The sequence below is a fragment of the Mesorhizobium sangaii genome (assembly GCF_014207355.1).
GTDB lineage: Bacteria > Pseudomonadota > Alphaproteobacteria > Rhizobiales > Rhizobiaceae > Mesorhizobium > Mesorhizobium sangaii.
On record NZ_JACHEF010000003.1, the window covers coordinates 948,201 to 965,475 of the forward strand.

At 62.1% G+C, this 17,275-nt stretch carries 19 protein-coding genes; 3 read left to right on the forward strand and 16 right to left on the reverse strand.

Going from position 1 to position 17,275, the window contains the following annotated elements:
• Positions 1–86: 86 nt before the first annotated feature.
• Genes ntrC through dusB form a run of 3 tightly spaced genes read right to left on the reverse strand, consistent with a single transcriptional unit; the run spans position 87 to position 3,711 of the window.
• The gene (gene ntrC, locus HNQ71_RS19670; RefSeq protein WP_184874312.1) at positions 87–1,547 is read right to left on the reverse strand and encodes a nitrogen regulation protein NR(I); all 1,461 of its coding nucleotides are present in this window, start codon (positions 1,545–1,547) and stop codon (positions 87–89) included.
• Positions 1,544–2,686 carry a two-component system sensor histidine kinase NtrB gene (locus tag HNQ71_RS19675; protein ID WP_184874313.1) on the reverse strand — a complete coding sequence of 381 codons (1,143 nt, stop codon included), beginning with the start codon at positions 2,684–2,686 and terminating at the stop codon, positions 1,544–1,546. The genes ntrC and HNQ71_RS19675 overlap by 4 nt, the downstream gene beginning before the upstream one ends.
• Positions 2,683–3,711 (reverse strand): tRNA dihydrouridine synthase DusB, encoded by a 1,029-nt coding sequence (gene dusB, locus HNQ71_RS19680; protein ID WP_184874314.1) that lies wholly within the window; start codon positions 3,709–3,711, stop codon positions 2,683–2,685. Before dusB ends, HNQ71_RS19675 begins: the two co-directional genes overlap by 4 nt.
• Before the next feature lie 243 nt (positions 3,712–3,954).
• Between dusB and HNQ71_RS19685 the strand changes: the two genes are divergently transcribed.
• Together HNQ71_RS19685 and HNQ71_RS19690 are read left to right on the forward strand one after the other, a co-directional pair.
• Positions 3,955–5,184, forward strand: coding sequence for a bifunctional 2-C-methyl-D-erythritol 4-phosphate cytidylyltransferase/2-C-methyl-D-erythritol 2,4-cyclodiphosphate synthase (locus tag HNQ71_RS19685; RefSeq protein WP_184874315.1), 1,230 nt, complete (start codon positions 3,955–3,957; stop codon positions 5,182–5,184).
• A complete protein-coding gene (locus tag HNQ71_RS19690) occupies positions 5,181–5,669 on the forward strand; it encodes a CinA family protein (RefSeq protein WP_184874316.1) in 489 nt (162 codons plus the stop codon). The genes HNQ71_RS19685 and HNQ71_RS19690 overlap by 4 nt, the downstream gene beginning before the upstream one ends.
• A gap of 77 nt (positions 5,670–5,746) precedes the next feature.
• Here the strand turns inward: HNQ71_RS19690 and HNQ71_RS19695 are convergent, their stop codons facing one another.
• The 11 genes from HNQ71_RS19695 to eno all read right to left on the reverse strand — a co-directional run bounded on the left by HNQ71_RS19695 (position 5,747) and on the right by eno (position 16,089).
• A complete protein-coding gene (locus HNQ71_RS19695; RefSeq protein ID WP_184874317.1) occupies positions 5,747–6,205 on the reverse strand; it encodes a type II toxin-antitoxin system RatA family toxin in 459 nt (152 codons plus the stop codon).
• 114 nt (positions 6,206–6,319) lie between these two features.
• On the reverse strand, positions 6,320–7,285 hold the full coding sequence (gene lipA, locus HNQ71_RS19700; protein ID WP_111549044.1) for a lipoyl synthase: 966 nt from the start codon (positions 7,283–7,285) through the stop codon (positions 6,320–6,322).
• A 138-nt stretch (positions 7,286–7,423) separates the two neighbouring features.
• On the reverse strand, positions 7,424–7,681 hold the full coding sequence (locus HNQ71_RS19705; RefSeq protein WP_095091622.1) for a GlsB/YeaQ/YmgE family stress response membrane protein: 258 nt from the start codon (positions 7,679–7,681) through the stop codon (positions 7,424–7,426).
• A gap of 90 nt (positions 7,682–7,771) precedes the next feature.
• A complete protein-coding gene (gene lpdA, locus HNQ71_RS19710; RefSeq protein ID WP_184874318.1) occupies positions 7,772–9,217 on the reverse strand; it encodes a dihydrolipoyl dehydrogenase in 1,446 nt (481 codons plus the stop codon).
• Positions 9,218–9,233: 16 nt separating this feature from the next.
• Positions 9,234–9,872, reverse strand: a complete 639-nt coding sequence (locus HNQ71_RS19715) for an SGNH/GDSL hydrolase family protein (protein WP_184874405.1) — start codon at positions 9,870–9,872, stop codon at positions 9,234–9,236.
• Positions 9,869–10,291 carry a hypothetical protein gene (locus tag HNQ71_RS19720; protein ID WP_184874319.1) on the reverse strand — a complete coding sequence of 141 codons (423 nt, stop codon included), beginning with the start codon at positions 10,289–10,291 and terminating at the stop codon, positions 9,869–9,871. Before HNQ71_RS19720 ends, HNQ71_RS19715 begins: the two co-directional genes overlap by 4 nt.
• A 14-nt stretch (positions 10,292–10,305) precedes the next feature.
• On the reverse strand, positions 10,306–11,676 hold the full coding sequence (locus HNQ71_RS19725) for a pyruvate dehydrogenase complex dihydrolipoamide acetyltransferase (protein ID WP_184874320.1): 1,371 nt from the start codon (positions 11,674–11,676) through the stop codon (positions 10,306–10,308).
• 18 nt (positions 11,677–11,694) lie between these two features.
• Positions 11,695–13,080, reverse strand: a complete 1,386-nt coding sequence (locus HNQ71_RS19730) for a pyruvate dehydrogenase complex E1 component subunit beta (RefSeq protein ID WP_184874321.1) — start codon at positions 13,078–13,080, stop codon at positions 11,695–11,697.
• A 15-nt stretch (positions 13,081–13,095) separates the two neighbouring features.
• A complete protein-coding gene (gene pdhA / locus HNQ71_RS19735; RefSeq protein WP_184874322.1) occupies positions 13,096–14,133 on the reverse strand; it encodes a pyruvate dehydrogenase (acetyl-transferring) E1 component subunit alpha in 1,038 nt (345 codons plus the stop codon).
• Between the two features lie 194 nt (positions 14,134–14,327).
• Positions 14,328–14,651 carry an FtsB family cell division protein gene (locus HNQ71_RS19740; protein ID WP_184874323.1) on the reverse strand — a complete coding sequence of 108 codons (324 nt, stop codon included), beginning with the start codon at positions 14,649–14,651 and terminating at the stop codon, positions 14,328–14,330.
• Between the two features lie 163 nt (positions 14,652–14,814).
• Positions 14,815–16,089 carry a phosphopyruvate hydratase gene (gene eno / locus HNQ71_RS19745; RefSeq protein ID WP_184874324.1) on the reverse strand — a complete coding sequence of 425 codons (1,275 nt, stop codon included), beginning with the start codon at positions 16,087–16,089 and terminating at the stop codon, positions 14,815–14,817.
• A 287-nt stretch (positions 16,090–16,376) separates the two neighbouring features.
• Here eno and HNQ71_RS35535 point away from each other — a divergent pair, with 287 nt between their 5' ends.
• The gene (locus HNQ71_RS35535; RefSeq protein WP_095091814.1) at positions 16,377–16,502 is read left to right on the forward strand and encodes a hypothetical protein; all 126 of its coding nucleotides are present in this window, start codon (positions 16,377–16,379) and stop codon (positions 16,500–16,502) included.
• A gap of 55 nt (positions 16,503–16,557) precedes the next feature.
• Here HNQ71_RS35535 and HNQ71_RS19750 read toward each other — a convergent pair whose 3' ends face one another.
• On the reverse strand, positions 16,558–16,923 hold the full coding sequence (locus HNQ71_RS19750) for a PRC-barrel domain-containing protein (RefSeq protein WP_184874325.1): 366 nt from the start codon (positions 16,921–16,923) through the stop codon (positions 16,558–16,560).
• A gap of 82 nt (positions 16,924–17,005) precedes the next feature.
• Positions 17,006–17,209 carry a dodecin family protein gene (locus HNQ71_RS19755; RefSeq protein ID WP_019858016.1) on the reverse strand — a complete coding sequence of 68 codons (204 nt, stop codon included), beginning with the start codon at positions 17,207–17,209 and terminating at the stop codon, positions 17,006–17,008.
• Positions 17,210–17,275 lie beyond the last annotated feature (66 nt).

Consider the following 17,275-nt stretch of genomic DNA (forward strand, 5'->3'; position numbering starts at 1 on the left):
TTGTGGCGATTATGCAACAAGTGCGACCGAGACGGAAATCTTTCGCGAGATGGTCCCCTGAAAAGAACTTGGGCTCGTATCAGGGCTCAGGGCTGTCGCGATGATTTGTAGACGTTGACGCCGAGGTCGCGAATCTTCTTGCGCAGAGTGTTGCGGTTCAAGCCCAGCAATTCGGCGGCCTTGATCTGGTTGCCGCGGGTTGCCGTCATCGAGGCCAGGACCAGCGGATATTCGACCTCGGACAGAATGCGCTGGTAGAGACCGGCAGGCGGCAAATCGCCGGCGAACGAGGCGAAATAGCGCTGCAGGAAATGCTCGACCGCCTGGCCGATGGACAGGTCGTCGGGAATGAGGTTGCCCCCGCCCGGCACCACCGGGCGCTCGCCGGTCTTGAGCTCCGCCTCGATGATCTCGGCCGAAATCTCGTCCTGCGAATAGAGCGCGGCGAGCCTGCGGACGAGGTTTTCCAGTTCGCGGACGTTGCCCGGCCACGGGTAGCGCTTCATCAGTTCGATACCGCCCGACGAAATGCGCTTGGTCTGCAAGCCTTCCATCTCGCCGAGCTTGAAGAAGTGCCGGACGAGGTCGGGCACGTCCTCGGAGCGCTCGCGCAGCGCTGGCAGCCTGAGCGGCACGACGTTGAGGCGATAGAAAAGGTCCTCCCGGAAAAGCCCCTGGTTGATCAGCGTACGCAGATCCTTGTTGGTGGCGGCGACGATGCGCACATCGGTCTTGATCGGCGTGCGTCCGCCGACGGTCGTGTACTCGCCCTGCTGCAGGACGCGCAGCAGCCGCGTCTGCGCCTCCATCGGCATGTCGCCGATCTCGTCGAGGAACAGCGTGCCGCCCTCGGCCTGCTCAAAGCGGCCGGTGGAGCGGTTCTGCGCGCCGGTGAAGGCGCCCTTCTCGTGGCCGAACAGTTCCGATTCGATCAGGTCACGCGGGATCGCCGCCATGTTGATGGCGACGAACGGGCCGCCACGGCGGCGACCATACTCATGCAGTGCACGCGCCACCAGTTCCTTGCCGGTGCCGGATTCGCCTGAGATCATCACCGTCAGGTCGGTCTGCATCATGCGCGCCAGCATGCGGTAGATATCCTGCATGGCAGCCGAACGGCCGACCAGCGGCATCGCGTCAGGTTGCTCTTCCGGCCGCGCATCGATCTTCGGCCGCCGCGGCTCGGAAAGCGCCCGGTTGACGATGTTGAGCAGTTCGGTCAGGTCGAATGGCTTCGGCAGGTATTCGTAAGCGCCGGTTTCGGATGCACGGATCGCCGTCATGAAGGTGTTCTGGGCGCTCATGACGATGACGGGCAGCTCCGGCCGCGCCTTCTTGATGCGCGGCAGCATGTCGAAGGCGTTCTCGTCCGGCATCACCACATCGGTGATAACCAGATCGCCCTCGCCCGCCGCCACCCAGCGCCACAATGTCGAAGCGTTGGAGGTGACTCGCACGTCGTGACCGACACGCGAAAGCGCCTGGTTGAGGACGGTGCGGATCGCCGCATCGTCGTCGGCGACGAGAATATTGCCGCGAACGGTCATTTGCGGTCTCCTTCGCCGTCTTCATCGGCGCCGTATGGCACTTCTTTCCAGGCCGGCATCAGGATGCGGAAAGTTGTCCCGCGCGGCGTCGATTCGCACTCGATGATGCCGCCATGCTCGCCGACGATCTTGGCGACCAGCGCCAGCCCCAGGCCCGAGCCGTTCGGCTTGGTGGTGATGAAGGGATCGAACAGGATCGGCAGGATGTCTTCCGAGACGCCTGAGCCGTTGTCGCGCACGCAGAACTCCAGCGGCAGCGATACGCGATCCTGCGTGCCCGGAACGGAAACGCGGATGCCCGGCCGGAATGCGGTCGACAGCACGACCTCGCCCTGCGGGTCGCTGCCGATCGCCTCGGCGGCGTTCTTGACCAGGTTTAGGAACACCTGGATGAGCTGGTCGCGGTTGGCAAACACTGGAGGCAATGAAGGATCATAATCCTCCATTATCTTGATTCTCTTGGCAAAACCGTTCTTGGCAATCGCCTTCACATGGTCGAGCACGACATGGATGTTGACGGGGTAGCGATCGATCGGCCGCTCGTCGGAAAACACCTCCATGCGGTCGACCAGCGACACGATGCGATCGGTCTCGTCGGTGATCAGCCGCGTCAGCGCGCGGTCCTCGTCGGAAGCCGACAGTTCGAGCAACTGGGCAGCACCGCGGATCCCGGACAGCGGGTTCTTGATCTCATGGGCAAGCATCGCCGCCAGGCCGGTCACCGAGCGCGCGGCGCCGCGGTGCGTCATCTGCCGGTCGATCTTGTCGGCCATCGACCGCTCCTGGAACATCACCACGACGGAGCCCGGAAATTCCGGCACCGGCGCGACATAGAGATCGACGACCTTCTCGATGCCGAGGCGCGGCGACGACACGTCGACCCGGTACTCGTTGACTGGAGCGAGGCGTTCGCGCACCTGATCGACCAGCGTCAGCAGGGGGCTGCCGAAGGGAATGAGTTTCGACAGCGTGTTGCGGGCGAGCATGGTCGCGCTTGAGCGGAAAAAGTCCTCGGCATCGGCATTGGCGTAGGTGATGAACCCTTGCTCACTGATCATGATCACCGGGCGACGGATGGTGTTGAGCACGATCTGTGCGGCATCCGCCATTTTCGCACCCTGGCCAGCGGTGGCGTTCATGCGGCGCTCCGCAGGTTCAAGGGTTGCGGATCGCGCGAAAACACAGCGCGCAGCAAGGCGATGACGCGCGCCGGTTCGAATGCGGTCAGTAGGGCCTTTCGGCTGTCGTCGGCGACACCGCCGGCATGACGGTCGAGATACCAGCCAAGATGCTTGCGCGCCTGGCGCAGGCCACTTTCGACGCCATAGAGCGCCAGCATGTCCTCGTAGTGAGCCACGACATAGTCGGCCAGCGCCATCCGGTTCTGGGGCACCTTGGCTGCTGCCTCGCCCGTCGCGGCCGCCGCGATGCTGCCGGCGATCCAAGGCGCACCGTAATGCGCGCGGCCGATCATCACGGCATCGGCACCGGATTGATCGAGGATGGCAGCTGCTTCCGCCGGCGAAGACACATCGCCATTGGCGACGACCGGGATCGACACGGCCTTCTTCACGCGCGCAATGGCGCGCCAGTCGGCCTTGCCCTTATAGAACTGGCAGCGCGTGCGGCCATGAACCGTCACCATCCTGACGCCGGCCTGTTCGGCGCGGCGCGCCAGCATAGGGGCGTTGAGCGCGCCTTCGTCCCAGCCCAGCCGCATCTTGACCGTGACCGGCACCTTGACCGCGCCAACCACGGCGTCGATCAACGTCAGCGCGTGGTCGAGATCCAGCATCAATGCCGAGCCGGCATAGCCCCCGGTGACCTTCTTGGCCGGGCAGCCCATGTTGATGTCGATGATGTCGGCGCCCTCGCCAGCGGCGATCCGCGCGCCTTCCGCCATGTGCGCCGCCTCGCGGCCGGCAAGCTGCACCATATGAACCGGCAGGCCGGAATGACGAATGCGCAGGTCGCAGCCGGCCCTGCCTTTGGCAAGCTCGCCGCTGGCCACCATTTCGGATACGACAAGACCGGCGCCATGCGCGTGGGCCCGCTGCCGGAACGGCTCATCGGTGATGCCCGACATCGGCGCCAGGAACACGCGATTGCGGATTTGCACGCCGCCGACGTCGAGTGGCGTGGCCAATTTGGTCAAATCAGGCATGCACAAAAACCAAGCATATTCATTCTTTGCACATTCTCTAGCCAGAACCGGCGCAATGTGCAACGCGGAATGACGTCACATTAAGGCGCAATTGGGAAAATGCTGGCCTTCGACAGTGGCCGCGACCAAAGCGCCAGGGGCCTTTCGGGACGCGCAAAGGACGCTTTGGATGTTCATGTTTGGCGCACGATCTTTTCCGAAAACCGATTACACTTTTCGGGATCGTGCGCTAAGCCAATCGGCATGACTGACGCAAGTGAAAATCACGCTTCGAGTGCGGATGCCAAGGTCGCCGTGGTGATTGTCGCCGCCGGTCGCGGCGCGCGTGCCGGGCAGGCCAACGGACCCAAGCAGTATCAAAGCATTGGCGGCCACGCTGTCATTGCCCACACGATTGAGATTTTCCTGGCCCACCCGCGGATCAGCGAAGTTGTTGTCGCCATCCATGCCGACGATCACGAGCTGTTCCGGCAGGCGGCAGGCGCCAACACCGAGCGGGTCATCGCCATCATGGGCGGGGCGACCAGGCAGGCTTCCGTGCGGCTCGGACTGCTTGCACTGAGAGGCCACGCGCCGGGCCGGGTTCTGATCCACGACGCCGTCCGCCCGTTTGTCGATGCGGAGTTGATCGACCGCACCATCGACGCCATCGGCGAGCGTGAGGGCGCGCTGCCCGCCCTGCCCGTCGCCGATACGTTGAAGCGCGAGTCGGCCACTGGCGTCGTGGGAGAAACCGTTTCCCGCAATGGACTTCACGCGGCGCAAACGCCACAGGGCTTTCCGTTCTGGCCCATTCTTGCCGCGCATGAGAAAGCCCATCACCTGGGAAAAATGGACTTCACCGACGACGCCGCGATCGCCGAATGGGCGCATATTCCGGTAAAGATCGTTCCGGGTTCACCGGACAATGTCAAACTCACCTGGGCACGGGATATTACAATGGCGGACCAGCGGCTTTCCGGCGAACGTGCGCGCTTCCCCGACATCAGAACCGGCAATGGCTACGACGTGCACGCCTTCGAACCTGGTGACCACGTCACCCTGTGCGGCGTCGCCATTCTGCACGACAAGAAACTGTCGGGCCACTCCGACGCCGATGTCGGCCTGCATGCCTTGACCGATGCGCTGCTGGCGACCTGTGGCGCCGGCGACATCGGCACGCATTTCCCGCCGTCCGATCCGCAATGGAAAGGCGCCGCCTCGCGCATCTTCGTCGAGCATGCGGCGAAACTTGTGCGCGAGCGTGGCGGCCGCATCGCCAACGCCGACATCACGCTGATCTGCGAGGCGCCCCGCGTCGGCCCGCATCGCGAGGCGATGACGGCGGCCCTGTCACAGATGCTGGCAATTTCGCCTGATCGGGTCTCGATCAAGGCGACAACCAACGAAAAGCTCGGCTTTGTCGGCCGCGAGGAAGGCATAGCGGCCATCGCCACCGCCAGCGTGGTGTTTCCCGGCGAGGTGCCGGAATGACCAACAACGAGCTGGCAAACGCGCTGCTTCAGGCCTGTGAGCAGCGCGGCATCATGCTGGCAACGGCGGAAAGCTGCACCGGCGGCATGATCATCGCAGCGCTCACCGACATTGCCGGCTCGTCCGCCGTGGTCGATCGCGGCTTCATCACCTATTCGAATGAAGCCAAGATGGACATGCTCGGTGTTTCCCCCACAACGCTTGAAGAGCATGGCGCGGTTTCACGCGAGACGGCGATTGAAATGGCAAAGGGCGCCCTCGCCCGCTCGCGCGCCAAGCTGACCCTCGCGGTCACCGGCATCGCCGGGCCCGGCGGCGGCTCGGTGGAAAAGCCTGTCGGCCTGGTCTGGTTCGGCGTCGGCCTGGACGGCGGGACCGTGACCGCCGAGCGCCGGCTGTTTGCCGACAAGGGTCGCGATTTCATCCGCCGTGAAACAGTTGGGCATGCGCTGGAACTGGGACTGCGTGCGCTCGGCCAGACCTAAGGCGCGACGCGCTTTAACCCTTGTTAGTTATGCCTGTCGTTGTTCCCAAACCGCTGCGCACGTTTGGGCGACATGCATCAGGCCGAGGATGCAACACCGTAGATGACGTCGGCGCGCTTCTCGAAAGCCTCGGCGAACATGCGGAAGGCGCGATCGAACATGGTGCCCATCACCGCTCCCAGAATGCGGCTCTTGAACTCGTAGTCGATGAAGAAGCGGACAGTACAGCCGCCGCCATCGGGTTCGAAGCGCCAGACATTGCTCAGATATTTGAACGGGCCATCGATGTACTTCACGTCGATGGTGTTCTCGTCAGGTTTCAGCAGCACTTGCGTGGTGAAGGTTTCGCGGATCGCCTTGTAGCCGATGCTCATGTCGGCGACGAGAACAGTGCGTCCGTCCCGCTCCTTGCGCGAGCGCACCGTCAGCGCTTCGCAAAGCGGCAGGAACTGCGGATAGGTTTCGATATCGGCAACCAGTGCGAACATCTGTTGCGGCGTATGGGCGACCCGGCGGGTGGCTTCGAATTTCGGCATGAAACCGGCTCTAAAACGCGTTGCGTTGAAACTGATTCATGCGGCGCGCTTTGGATTCCTTGTTGTTATGCATGTCGTTCTCCCAAAGCCGAGGTCACTTTTGGGCGACATGCATTAGAGCGATTTCTTAAGAAGCGCTTCCCGCGCCGCACGCAGCCTAGCGAAATCGTCGCCGGCGTGGTGCGACGAGCGCGTCAGCGGGCTCGACGCCACCAGCAGAAAACCCTTGGTCCGGCCGATCGTCTCGAAGGACTTGAACTCCTCCGGCGTGACGAAGCGGATCACCGGATGGTGCTTCTTCGACGGCTGCAGATACTGGCCGATGGTCATGAAGTCGACATTGGCCGAGCGCAGATCGTCCATCAATTGCAGGATTTCGTTCCGCTCTTCGCCCAGACCCACCATGATGCCGGACTTGGTGAAGATCGACGGGTCGAGTTCCTTGACCCGCTGCAACAGCCGGATCGAATGGAAATAACGAGCGCCCGGACGAACCGTCAGATAGTTCGACGGCACGGTCTCGAGATTATGGTTGAAGACGTCGGGCTTGGCCGCCACGACGATCTCCAGCGCGCCTTCCTTGCGCAGGAAATCGGGCGTCAGGATTTCGATCGTCGTCAACGGCGTCGCCGCCCTGATGGCGCGGATGACCTCGGCAAAATGCTGCGCACCGCCATCGGCGAGATCGTCGCGGTCGACCGAGGTGATGACGACGTGGGTCAGGCCCATCTGCTTGACCGCGTGCGCGACGCGGGCCGGTTCATCGGCATCGAGTGCGGTCGGAATGCCGGTGGCGACGTTGCAGAACGCGCAGGCGCGTGTGCAGATCTCGCCCATGATCATGAAGGTGGCGTGCTTCTTCTCCCAGCACTCGCCGATGTTGGGGCAGCCGGCCTCTTCGCAGACGGTCACCAGCTTGTGCGACTTCACGATCTCGCGGGTCTCGGCATAACCCTTCGAGACAGGCGCCTTGACGCGTATCCAGTCGGGCTTGCGCAGCACGTCCTGATCGGGCTTGTGCGCCTTTTCGGGGTGCCGCAAGCGCGGTGCATTGGCAATCGTATCGAGGACAGTGACCATCTGGAAACCTGGTTCATTGGCGACCGCCAGTCCGGCGTTCGCTGTCATAACGTCATCTAAGACTTTTTAACTCAAAGCAAAAGGCCGCCGCAGTGCATGCCGCGGCAGCCTTTTTCGCATAGCAGCACTTCGGCGATGTTAGCGGCGCACCAGGCGTCCGACCCAGATCAGCAGGCAGGCGCCGATAAAGCCGGTGATCAGATAGGCGGTCCAGCCGATGCCGAAGACACCGACGTTGAGCGCCTGCAGGATGGCGTTCAGCACGATCGCGCCGACGATGCCCAGAACAATATTCATGAAGATCCCGGTGTTGCTCTTCATGACCATTTCGGCGAGCCAGCCTGCCAGGCCGCCGATAATGATAGCTGCTATCCAACCGACGCCATTCAAGTGCATATGCGCTCTCCTTGTGTGATGGGTGAAAATGCATCCGCAAACGAACATCCTTGCCGCCGGGTTCCATCGATCACCCGCACGCTCGATTTATCACGCGTTCAGCGCCCGGCCATACGCGTCGAGCACGCTTTCCTTCATCATCTCCGAGAGCGTCGGATGCGGGAAGATGGTGTGCATCAGTTCTTCCTCGGTCGTCTCCAGGTTCATCGCCACGACGAAGCCCTGGATCAACTCGGTCACTTCGGCGCCAACCATATGCGCGCCGAGCAGCTGACCGGTCTTCTTGTCGAAGATGGTCTTGACGAAGCCCTGGTCCTCGCCGAGCGCAATCGCCTTGCCGTTGGCGGCGAACTGGAAACGTCCGACGCGGATGTCCTTGCCCTCGGCCTTGGCCTTGGCTTCCGTCAGGCCGACGGAGGCGACCTGCGGATTGCAGTAGGTGCAGCCGGGAATCTTGAGTTTGTCGATGGCATGCACGCCGGGAAAGTTGGCAATCTTTTCGACGCACACCACGCCCTCATGCTCGGCCTTGTGGGCAAGCATCGGCGGGCCGGCGACATCGCCGATGGCATAGATACCGGGCACATTGGTCTTGCCGTAGCCGTCGACGACGATGCAGCCGCGTTCGGTCTTCACGCCGAGCGCCTCGAGCCCGAGGCTCTCGATGTTGCCCTGCACGCCGACAGCCGAGATCATGCGGTCGGCGGTGATCTTCTCGACCTTGCCGTCCTTCATCTCGACATGAGCGGTGACCGAGTTCGCGCCCTTCTCGACCTTGGTCACCTTGGCCTCGAGGATGATCTTCATGCCTTGCTTCTCGAACTGTTTCTGCGCGAATTTCGAGACTTCGGCGTCCTCGACCGGCATCACCGCCGGCAGCAGTTCGACAACCGTAACTTCGGCCCCCATGGTGCGGTAGAAGGAGGCGAATTCGATGCCGATGGCGCCTGAACCCATGACCAGCAGCGATTTCGGCATCTCCTTCGGCACCATCGCCTCGAAATAGGTCCAGATCAGCTTGCCATCGGGCTCGATGCCGGGCAGTGCGCGCGGCCGGGCGCCGGTCGCCAGAATGATGTGCTTGGCGGTGTAGGTGCCCTCGCCCTTGACGCCTTTCGGCACCGGCGGCTGTGGCTCCATTGGCGTCTTGGCCGTCTTGGACACGATGATCTCACCCGGTTTCGAGAGCTTGGCCTCGCCCCAGATGACGTCGACCTTGTTCTTCTTCATCAGGAAGGCAACGCCGCCATTGAGCCGCAGCGAGACTTTTCGCGAACGGTCGACCACGGCCGACGTGTCGACGCTGACCTTGCCGTCGAGCTTCAGCCCATAATCCTTCAGGTGATCCGAATAGTGCATGATCTCGGCCGAGCGCAGCAGCGCCTTGGTCGGGATGCAGCCCCAGTTGAGGCAGATGCCGCCGAGATGCTCGCGCTCGACGATCGCCGTCTTGAAGCCAAGCTGGGCGGAACGCACCGCCGTGACATAGCCTCCCGGGCCGGAGCCGATGATGATGACGTCGTAGTTCTCAGCCACGGTTTTTCTCCCTGATTCACAATTCCAGCATGCCGCGCACGACCGGCGCTAGCGCCGTGCCGATGTTGCGCGTGTTTTCGGCATCGAGGTGGACGCCGTCGAGCGGTGTACATCTAGCGACGCTCGCAGCATCAAAAAAGCCGCAGCCCATCTCGTTGGCGGCGGTTTGATAAAAGCCGGCGAGCTTGGGCGACTCGATTGCACCCGTTCCCAACATTTCGGCGTAGTCCGCCTTGCGGGTTTCCACGATATGCGGCGGCGCTACCAGAATAATCTTGGGGGCGGCACCGCCGAATGGATAGGCGTGCCCCCGCACGATTTCGACGAGGCGTCGCATGCCATAGGAAGCTATGACTGCACTGCCATGAATCGATGGCTTCATGTCGTTGGAGCCAAGCATGATGACGATCAGATCGACCGGCGAATGCGTGCTCAGGATCGTCGGCAATATCCGCGCGCCGTTTCGGTCCGCGCCCGACAAGAAGTCGTCATAGGCCGTGGTGCGACCGCCCAGTCCCTCGGCAATAACGTGGAAGCTCGGTCCGAGCGCTTTCGCCAGCGTGGTTGGCCACTGGTCTTCATGTTCATGTCGACCCAAAGTCTCCGGGTCGTGTCCCCAGGTCAGCGAATCGCCGTAGCACAGAACTGTCTTCATGCACCCACACCCACCTGTGCCTTGGTCAAACCGCGTCTCACCCGCCAGCGCACGAACATCCATTGCACAACGACGGTCACCAGCCCCGGCAGGCCAAATCCGACCACCATGGGAATGTCCTTCCTCACCACCGCGGCACCGCTGTCGGCATAGAGGATCAGCGCGACCAGCAGGGCAAGCAACACCGCAAACACGATCAGCAGCCACTTACCCGTCCTGGCCACCGCCGCAACCGGATCCGTCATGAACTGCGCCACGAAGAAGACGAAGGTACCCATGAAGGTCACCAGCACCGAGAACATGAAAACGAGGATGTATTCTTCCTCGGCGCCAGTGGCGATGGCCAACCACTGCGCGACCAGCCCGCCGGCCAAACCGGAAAGAATGAAAGCGAAAAGGCTGGTGAAGAATGTCCGCACCGCCCTTTCCCTTCCTAGACCAGCATGCTCATCGGGTTCTCGATCAGGCGTTTGAAGGCGACCAGCAATTCGGCCCCCAGCGCTCCGTCGACGGCGCGATGGTCGGTCGACAGCGTCACCGACATCACGGTAGCGATCTTGATCTCGCCATTCTTGACCACCGCCCGCTCCTCGCCGGCGCCGACCGCCAGGATTGTCGCATGCGGCGGGTTGATGACGGCGGCAAAGTCCTTGATGCCGAACATGCCGAGGTTGGACACCGCCGTGGTGCCGCCCTGATATTCTTCCGGCTTCAGCTTGCGGCTGCGGGCGCGGCTGGCCAGGTCCTTCATCTCGTTGGAGATGGTGGACAACGTCTTTTCGTCCGCCTTGCGGATGATCGGCGTGATCAGGCCGCCCGGTATCGACACCGCAACGCCGACATCGGCATGCTTGTGCTTGACCATGGCGCTTTCGGTCCACGACGCATTAGCATCCGGCACCGCCTTCAGCGCCAGCGCCATCGCCTTGATCACCATGTCGTTGACCGACAGCTTGTAGGCCGGTGCATCACCCTTCTCGGTCTTCTTAACCGGCGCTGCCGCATTGATCTGCGTGCGCAATGCCAAGAGTGCGTCGAGTTCGCAGTCGAGCGTCAGGTAGAAATGCGGGATTGTGGTCTTGGCCTCGACCAGGCGGCGCGCGATCGTCTTGCGCATATTGTCATGCGGGACGAGTTCGTAGGAGCCTTGCTCGAACAGTTTCAGCACCTGCTCGTCCGACATCGCCTTAACCGGCGCGGCAGCAGCAGCCGGAGCCGCCAGAGCGCCTCCGGGCGCTGCCTTGGCGGCAGGCTTGACGCCGCCACCGGCAATCGCCGCATCGACATCGGCTTTCACCACCCGGCCATGCGGGCCGGTGCCGGTCACGGCAGACACATCGACACCGGCTTCTCTGGCGATGCGGCGCGCGAGCGGCGACGCAAAGGTGCGCTCGCCAGCGGCACGGCCGTTGGCGACCGGAGCCGCTACTGCCTTGGATGCGGCCGCAGGCTCGGCCTTTGGCGCCTCAGCCTTCGGTGCTTCCGCCTTCGGAGCCTCCGTTTTCGGCGCTTCCGCTTTCGCTGGCGCAGCAGCGCTGTTCGCAGCGGCGCCGGCGTCCTCGCCTTCGGCAGCGAGCACGGCGATCAGCGCATTGACCTTGACGCCCTCGGTGCCGGCCAGAACGACGAGCTTTGCAACCGTACCCTCGTCGACAGCTTCGACTTCCATAGTTGCCTTGTCGGTCTCAATCTCAGCAATGACATCGCCGGGCGAAACCTTGTCGCCCTCCTTGACCAACCACTTTGACAGATTGCCCTCTTCCATCGTGGGCGACAGGGCCGGCATGGTGATGTTGATTGGCATTTTGTCCTCCCGCCCGGTTCAGCGATACGTGACGGCTTTGACCGCCTCGATGACCTCGCCGACATTCGGCAACGCCAGCTTTTCGAGGTTCGCCGCATAGGGCATCGGCACGTCTTTGCCGGCAATGGTGATGACCGGGGCGTCAAGGAAATCGAAGGCACGCTGCGACACCTGGTTGGCGATGTGATCGCCGACCGAGCTCTGCGGATATCCCTCTTCAACGACGATCAGCCGGTTGGTCTTCTTGACCGAGGCTATGACCGTGTCGAGGTCGAGCGGGCGGATGGTCCTGAGGTCGATGATCTCGGCATCGATGCCCATGCCGCGCAGCTCGGCTTCAGCCTTGATCGCATAGGTCATGCCGATGCCGAAAGAGACGATGGTGACGTCCTTGCCGGTCTTGTGGATGCGCGCCTTGCCGATCGGCAGCACGAAATCATCCAGCTTCGGCACGTCGAAGGAATGACCGTAGAGGATTTCGTTCTCGAGGAAGATAACCGGGTTGGGATCGCGGATCGCAGCCTTGAGCAGGCCCTTGGCGTCGGCAGCGGTGTAGGGCATCACGACCTTGAGGCCGGGAATGTGGCTGTACCAGGCGGCATAGCACTGCGAATGCTGGGCTGCGACGCGAGCGGCGGCGCCATTCGGTCCACGGAACACAATCGGCGCGCCCATCTGGCCACCCGACATATAGAGCGTCTTGGCAGCCGAGTTGATGATCTGGTCGATCGCCTGCATGGCGAAGTTGAAGGTCATGAACTCGACGATCGGCTTCAAGCCGGCCATCGCCGCGCCGACGCCGACGCCGGCAAAGCCATGCTCGGTGATCGGCGTGTCGACGACGCGCCGCGGCCCGAACTCCTGCAGCAGTCCCTGCGTGATCTTGTAGGCACCCTGGTATTCGGCAACCTCCTCGCCCATGACGAAGACATCGCCGTCGCGGCGCATTTCCTCGGCCATCGCATCACGCAGCGCTTCACGCACCGTGGTCGAGACCATTTCCGTCCCGGCCGGAATATCCGGATCGGCGGCGATTTCCGTCCTCGGGGCGGCTGCGACCGGTGCTGAGGCCTCGCTTTTAGCTGCCGCCGGCGCAGGCGCCGCTGTTTCAGCCTTGGGGGGCTCTTCGCCGATGCCTTCGCCAGCCTTGTCGACGTCTTCGCCGTCAACCGCGAGCACGGCGATCACTGCATTGACCTTGACGCCTTCGGTGCCGGCAGGAACCACGATCTTGGCAAGCGTGCCTTCATCGACGGCTTCGACTTCCATCGTCGCCTTGTCGGTTTCGATCTCGGCGATGACGTCACCGGCGACGACCTTGTCGCCCTCGTTCTTCAACCACTTGGAAAGATTGCCCTCTTCCATGGTTGGCGAGAGAGCGGGCATGAGAATTTCGATCGGCATGTCCTTGCCCTCCCGTTACAATACGATATCGGTCCAGAGCTCGGACGGATCCGGCTCCGCGTCGTTCTGGGCAAATTCGGCGGCGTCCGCGACGATGTCGCGAACCTCCTTGTCAACGGTCTTCAATTCGTCCTCGGTCGCCCATTTCTTCTCGATCAGCCGCGCCTTGACCTGTTCGATCGGGTCATGCTCGGAGCGCATCTTCTGCACTTCTTCCTTGGAACGGTACTTCGCAGGGTCGGACATCGAGTGGCCGCGATAGCGATAGGTCTGCATTTCGAGGATCAGCGGGCCGTTGCCGGCGCGGCACCATTCGGTGGCCAGATCACCAGCAGCCTTGACGGCGCGGACATCCATGCCGTCGACCTGGAGGCCGGGAATCTTGAACGAGGCGCCGCGATGGGAAAAGTCCGTCTCCGCCGACGAGCGCGAGACCGAGGTGCCCATGGCATAGCGGTTGTTCTCGATGATGTAGATCACCGGCAGCTTCCACAGCGAGGCCATGTTGAAGCTTTCATAGACCTGGCCCTGATTGGCCGCACCATCGCCGAAATAGGTCAGCGACACGTTGTTGTTGTCGCGGTAGCGATTGGCAAAGGCGAGGCCGGTGCCGAGCGACACCTGCGCGCCGACGATCCCGTGGCCACCATAGAAATGCTTCTCCTTGGAGAACATGTGCATGGAGCCGCCCTTGCCCCTGGACAGGCCGCCACGACGCCCGGTCAATTCAGCCATGACGCCGCGCGGTGAAAGCTCCATCGCCAGCATGTGGCCGTGGTCGCGATAGGCGGTGATCATCTGGTCGCCTTGGATCAGCGCCATCTTCATGCCGGTGACGACCGCTTCCTGGCCGATATAGAGATGGCAAAAGCCGCCGATGAAGCCCATGCCGTAAAGCTGGCCGGCCTTTTCCTCGAAACGGCGGATAAGCAGCATGTGCCGGTAGGCGGCGAGCTCTTCATCCTTGGTGAATTCTGCAGGCTTGGGGGCCGAAAGCCCCATTTTGCCGTCGGATTTGGATTTGGCAGGCGCTTTTCTGGCTGCGGTGGCCATGCATCACTCCCTGTTGGCGTCTCTTTGCGGACATTAGGGCAGGATCAAATCCGCCCTGGGGAGATCAGCTCCTCCCCACCGATTTTGGGGAGGCTAACACGCGCTAGAGCGTTACGCCATGCCGAAATTGCATAGCTCACATGCGTCTAAGCGATTAAAATCATTGAAAATATTGGCTATTAACTGAAAACCGGTTACTTCGCCGAGACCGGCAACATGATGGTGATTTCGTCGGCCTGGGACAGATTGAGCGCCTTGCGCGCCTGCTCGTCGAGCATGTCCTTCTCGATCGACCCTTCATGCATGAGCCGAACGCGCCGTTCGAGCTCCATCCGGCGTGCCTTGATCGCGTCGAGCTGACCTTGCAGCGCAACCGTCTGGGCTTCCAGCTGATATTTCGAATTGATGCCGAATTCCCCGTGGTAGGCATGAAAGCCGAAATAGGCCAGGAACGCCACGCAGAGCGAAGGAATGATCAGCCGGCCGGTGTTTCTCTGCTTGTGCTGACGCGTCCACATGATCCAAGTCCTCGCGGCCGCGAACTCCTACGGCTCCCCATCTTTTTCGCTCGATTGTGCTTAACGGACGGTTACGGATGACCGGCTGCGCGAGACCCGAAATGAAAAAGTGCGGAAATGCTCCCGCCATTTCATCGACATCCCATGCCTGGGTGTCTGCGGATCAGCCCTTGACCACCGACTTGCCGGCGTAGCTCGCCTGCTTGCCGAGCTCTTCCTCGATGCGGATCAGTTGGTTGTATTTGGCCATGCGGTCCGAGCGTGACAGAGAGCCGGTCTTGATCTGTCCGCAATTGGTGGCAACGGCGAGATCGGCGATGGTCGAATCCTCGGTTTCGCCCGAGCGGTGCGACATGACAGCGGTGTAGCCGGCCTTGTGCGCGGTCTCGACGGCGTCGAGCGTTTCCGTCAGCGAGCCGATCTGGTTGACCTTGACCAGGATCGAATTGGCGACGCCCATGCGGATGCCGTCACGCAGCCGTGCCGTGTTGGTGACGAACAGATCGTCGCCGACCAGTTGGGTCTTCTTGCCGATCAGGTCGGTGAGATACTTCCAGCCTTCCCAGTCGTCCTCGGCAAGGCCGTCCTCGATCGAGATGATCGGATAGTCGGCGGCGAGCTTGGCCAGGTACTTGGCCTGGGCCTTGGGGTCGCGGGTCTTCTTCTCGCCCTCGTAGACGTAGTTGCCGTCCTTGAAGAACTCGGTCGCGGCGCAGTCGAGGCCGAGCGCGATCTCTTCGCCGGGCTTGAAGCCGGCCTTCTCGATCGATTCCATGATGAAGTCGAGCGCCACCGGCGCGCTCTTCAGGTTCGGGGCAAAGCCGCCCTCGTCGCCGACATTGGTGTTGTGGCCGGCATCCTTCAGCTTCTTGCGCAGCGTGTGGAAGATTTCCGAACCCCAGCGAACGCCTTCGCGCAATGTCGGCGCGCCGATCGGCAGGATCATGAATTCCTGGAAGTCGATCGGGTTGTCGGCATGGGCGCCGCCATTGATGATGTTCATCATCGGCACCGGCAGGACGTGTGCCTTGGTGCCGCCGACATAACGGTAGAGCGGCAGGCCGGCGGCATCGGCCGCGGCCTTGGCCACCGCCAGCGAGACACCGAGGATGGCGTTGGCGCCGAGCCGGCTCTTGTTGGGCGTACCGTCGAGCTCGATCATAGTCTGGTCGATGTGGATCTGGTTTTCGGCTTCCATGCCGCCGATGGCCTCGAACAGCTCGCCGTTCACGGCTTCGACGGCCTTGAGCACGCCTTTGCCGAGATAGCGGGCGCCGCCGTCGCGCAGTTCGACAGCCTCGTGGGCGCCCGTCGAGGCGCCCGACGGCACCGCCGCGCGGCCCATCGAGCCATCTTCAAGAACGACATCGACCTCGACGGTCGGATTTCCACGGCTGTCCAGGATTTCACGCCCAACAATGTCGATGATGGCGGTCATTGCGATGTCCTCGATTGATCTGAAGAAGGGTCGCGCACGTCTTAGCCAAAGTGCTGCAAAAGGCAATCGGCCCGCTCGCAATTATTGCCGCCGCGTCAGCCTAAAGCGCGTCGCGCCTGAACGGAGTCAGGCGGCGCATGCCGTTCTCCCAAAAGCAGGAGCTACTTTGTGGCGACATGCATCAGACGATTCACGAAGCGCAAATCGCTGTCATCATAAGTCATGTGCGGCGGATGTAGTTCCGGCTATGGTGCGGGTGCGCGGGGCGAAACAGGAGGAGTTTCGCCATGTCCCAGTTGAGTGGTATCGTGAGTCTGTTCCTGATCGCGGCGGCGTTTCTGACGTCGTGCGACAATCAGCAATCGCCACCCAAGGCAGCAGGGCCGCTACCGGCCTTGCATGTCAGCGAATAGGCGCAGCATCGAATCCAAAAGGCCCCGTCTGAACGGGGCCTTTTGTTTCCAGGCGTCAATGCCAGTAAGGCGTGACCTTGTAATAATCGTAGGACGCGTCGCGCGCCGTCTCGCCATCTGCGCCGGCCAGTTCATTGATCGAATAGGCGGGTGCTGCCTTCAGCTGTTCCTTGGAGAACGGAACGACATAGCCACCCTTCTCCTCGTCATAGTCGAGGCTGGCCCACGGAATGGCGTGATACTTCTCGCCGATGCCGAGAAAACCGCCGAAACCGATCACCGCGAACATGATGCCGTTCGAGGTCTTGTCGAGCATGATGTCCTCGATGCTGCCAATGCTCCTGCCCTCGGTGTTGTAGACTGACGTGCCGATCACGCGCGAAGCGGCAATGGCTTCGGTGTGGCCTGTCTGGGTTGTCATGATGTGCTCCTCTTTGTCGTTGATCCATGCTCTGACAATGAGGGCGCGGGCGAAAGTTCCCGACTTTTTCGGCGGCAGCCGGTTACTCCGCGAGGATGAATGTGACCTTCATGTTGACGCGATAGGCAGCGATCTTGCCGTCCTCGACGACGATCTTCTGGTCCTGGATCCAGGCGCCTTCGACGTTCTTCAACGTCTTTGCGGCACGCGCAATCCCCTTCTCGATGGCGTCCTGAAAGCTCTTCTTCGACGATGAGGTGATTTCGGTGACGCGGGCGACAGACATGGCTTCCTCCTGCCAAAACGCTCATTTGCGAGGCGAGCGTACAGCCGGCTTATGTCTTCCACAAGC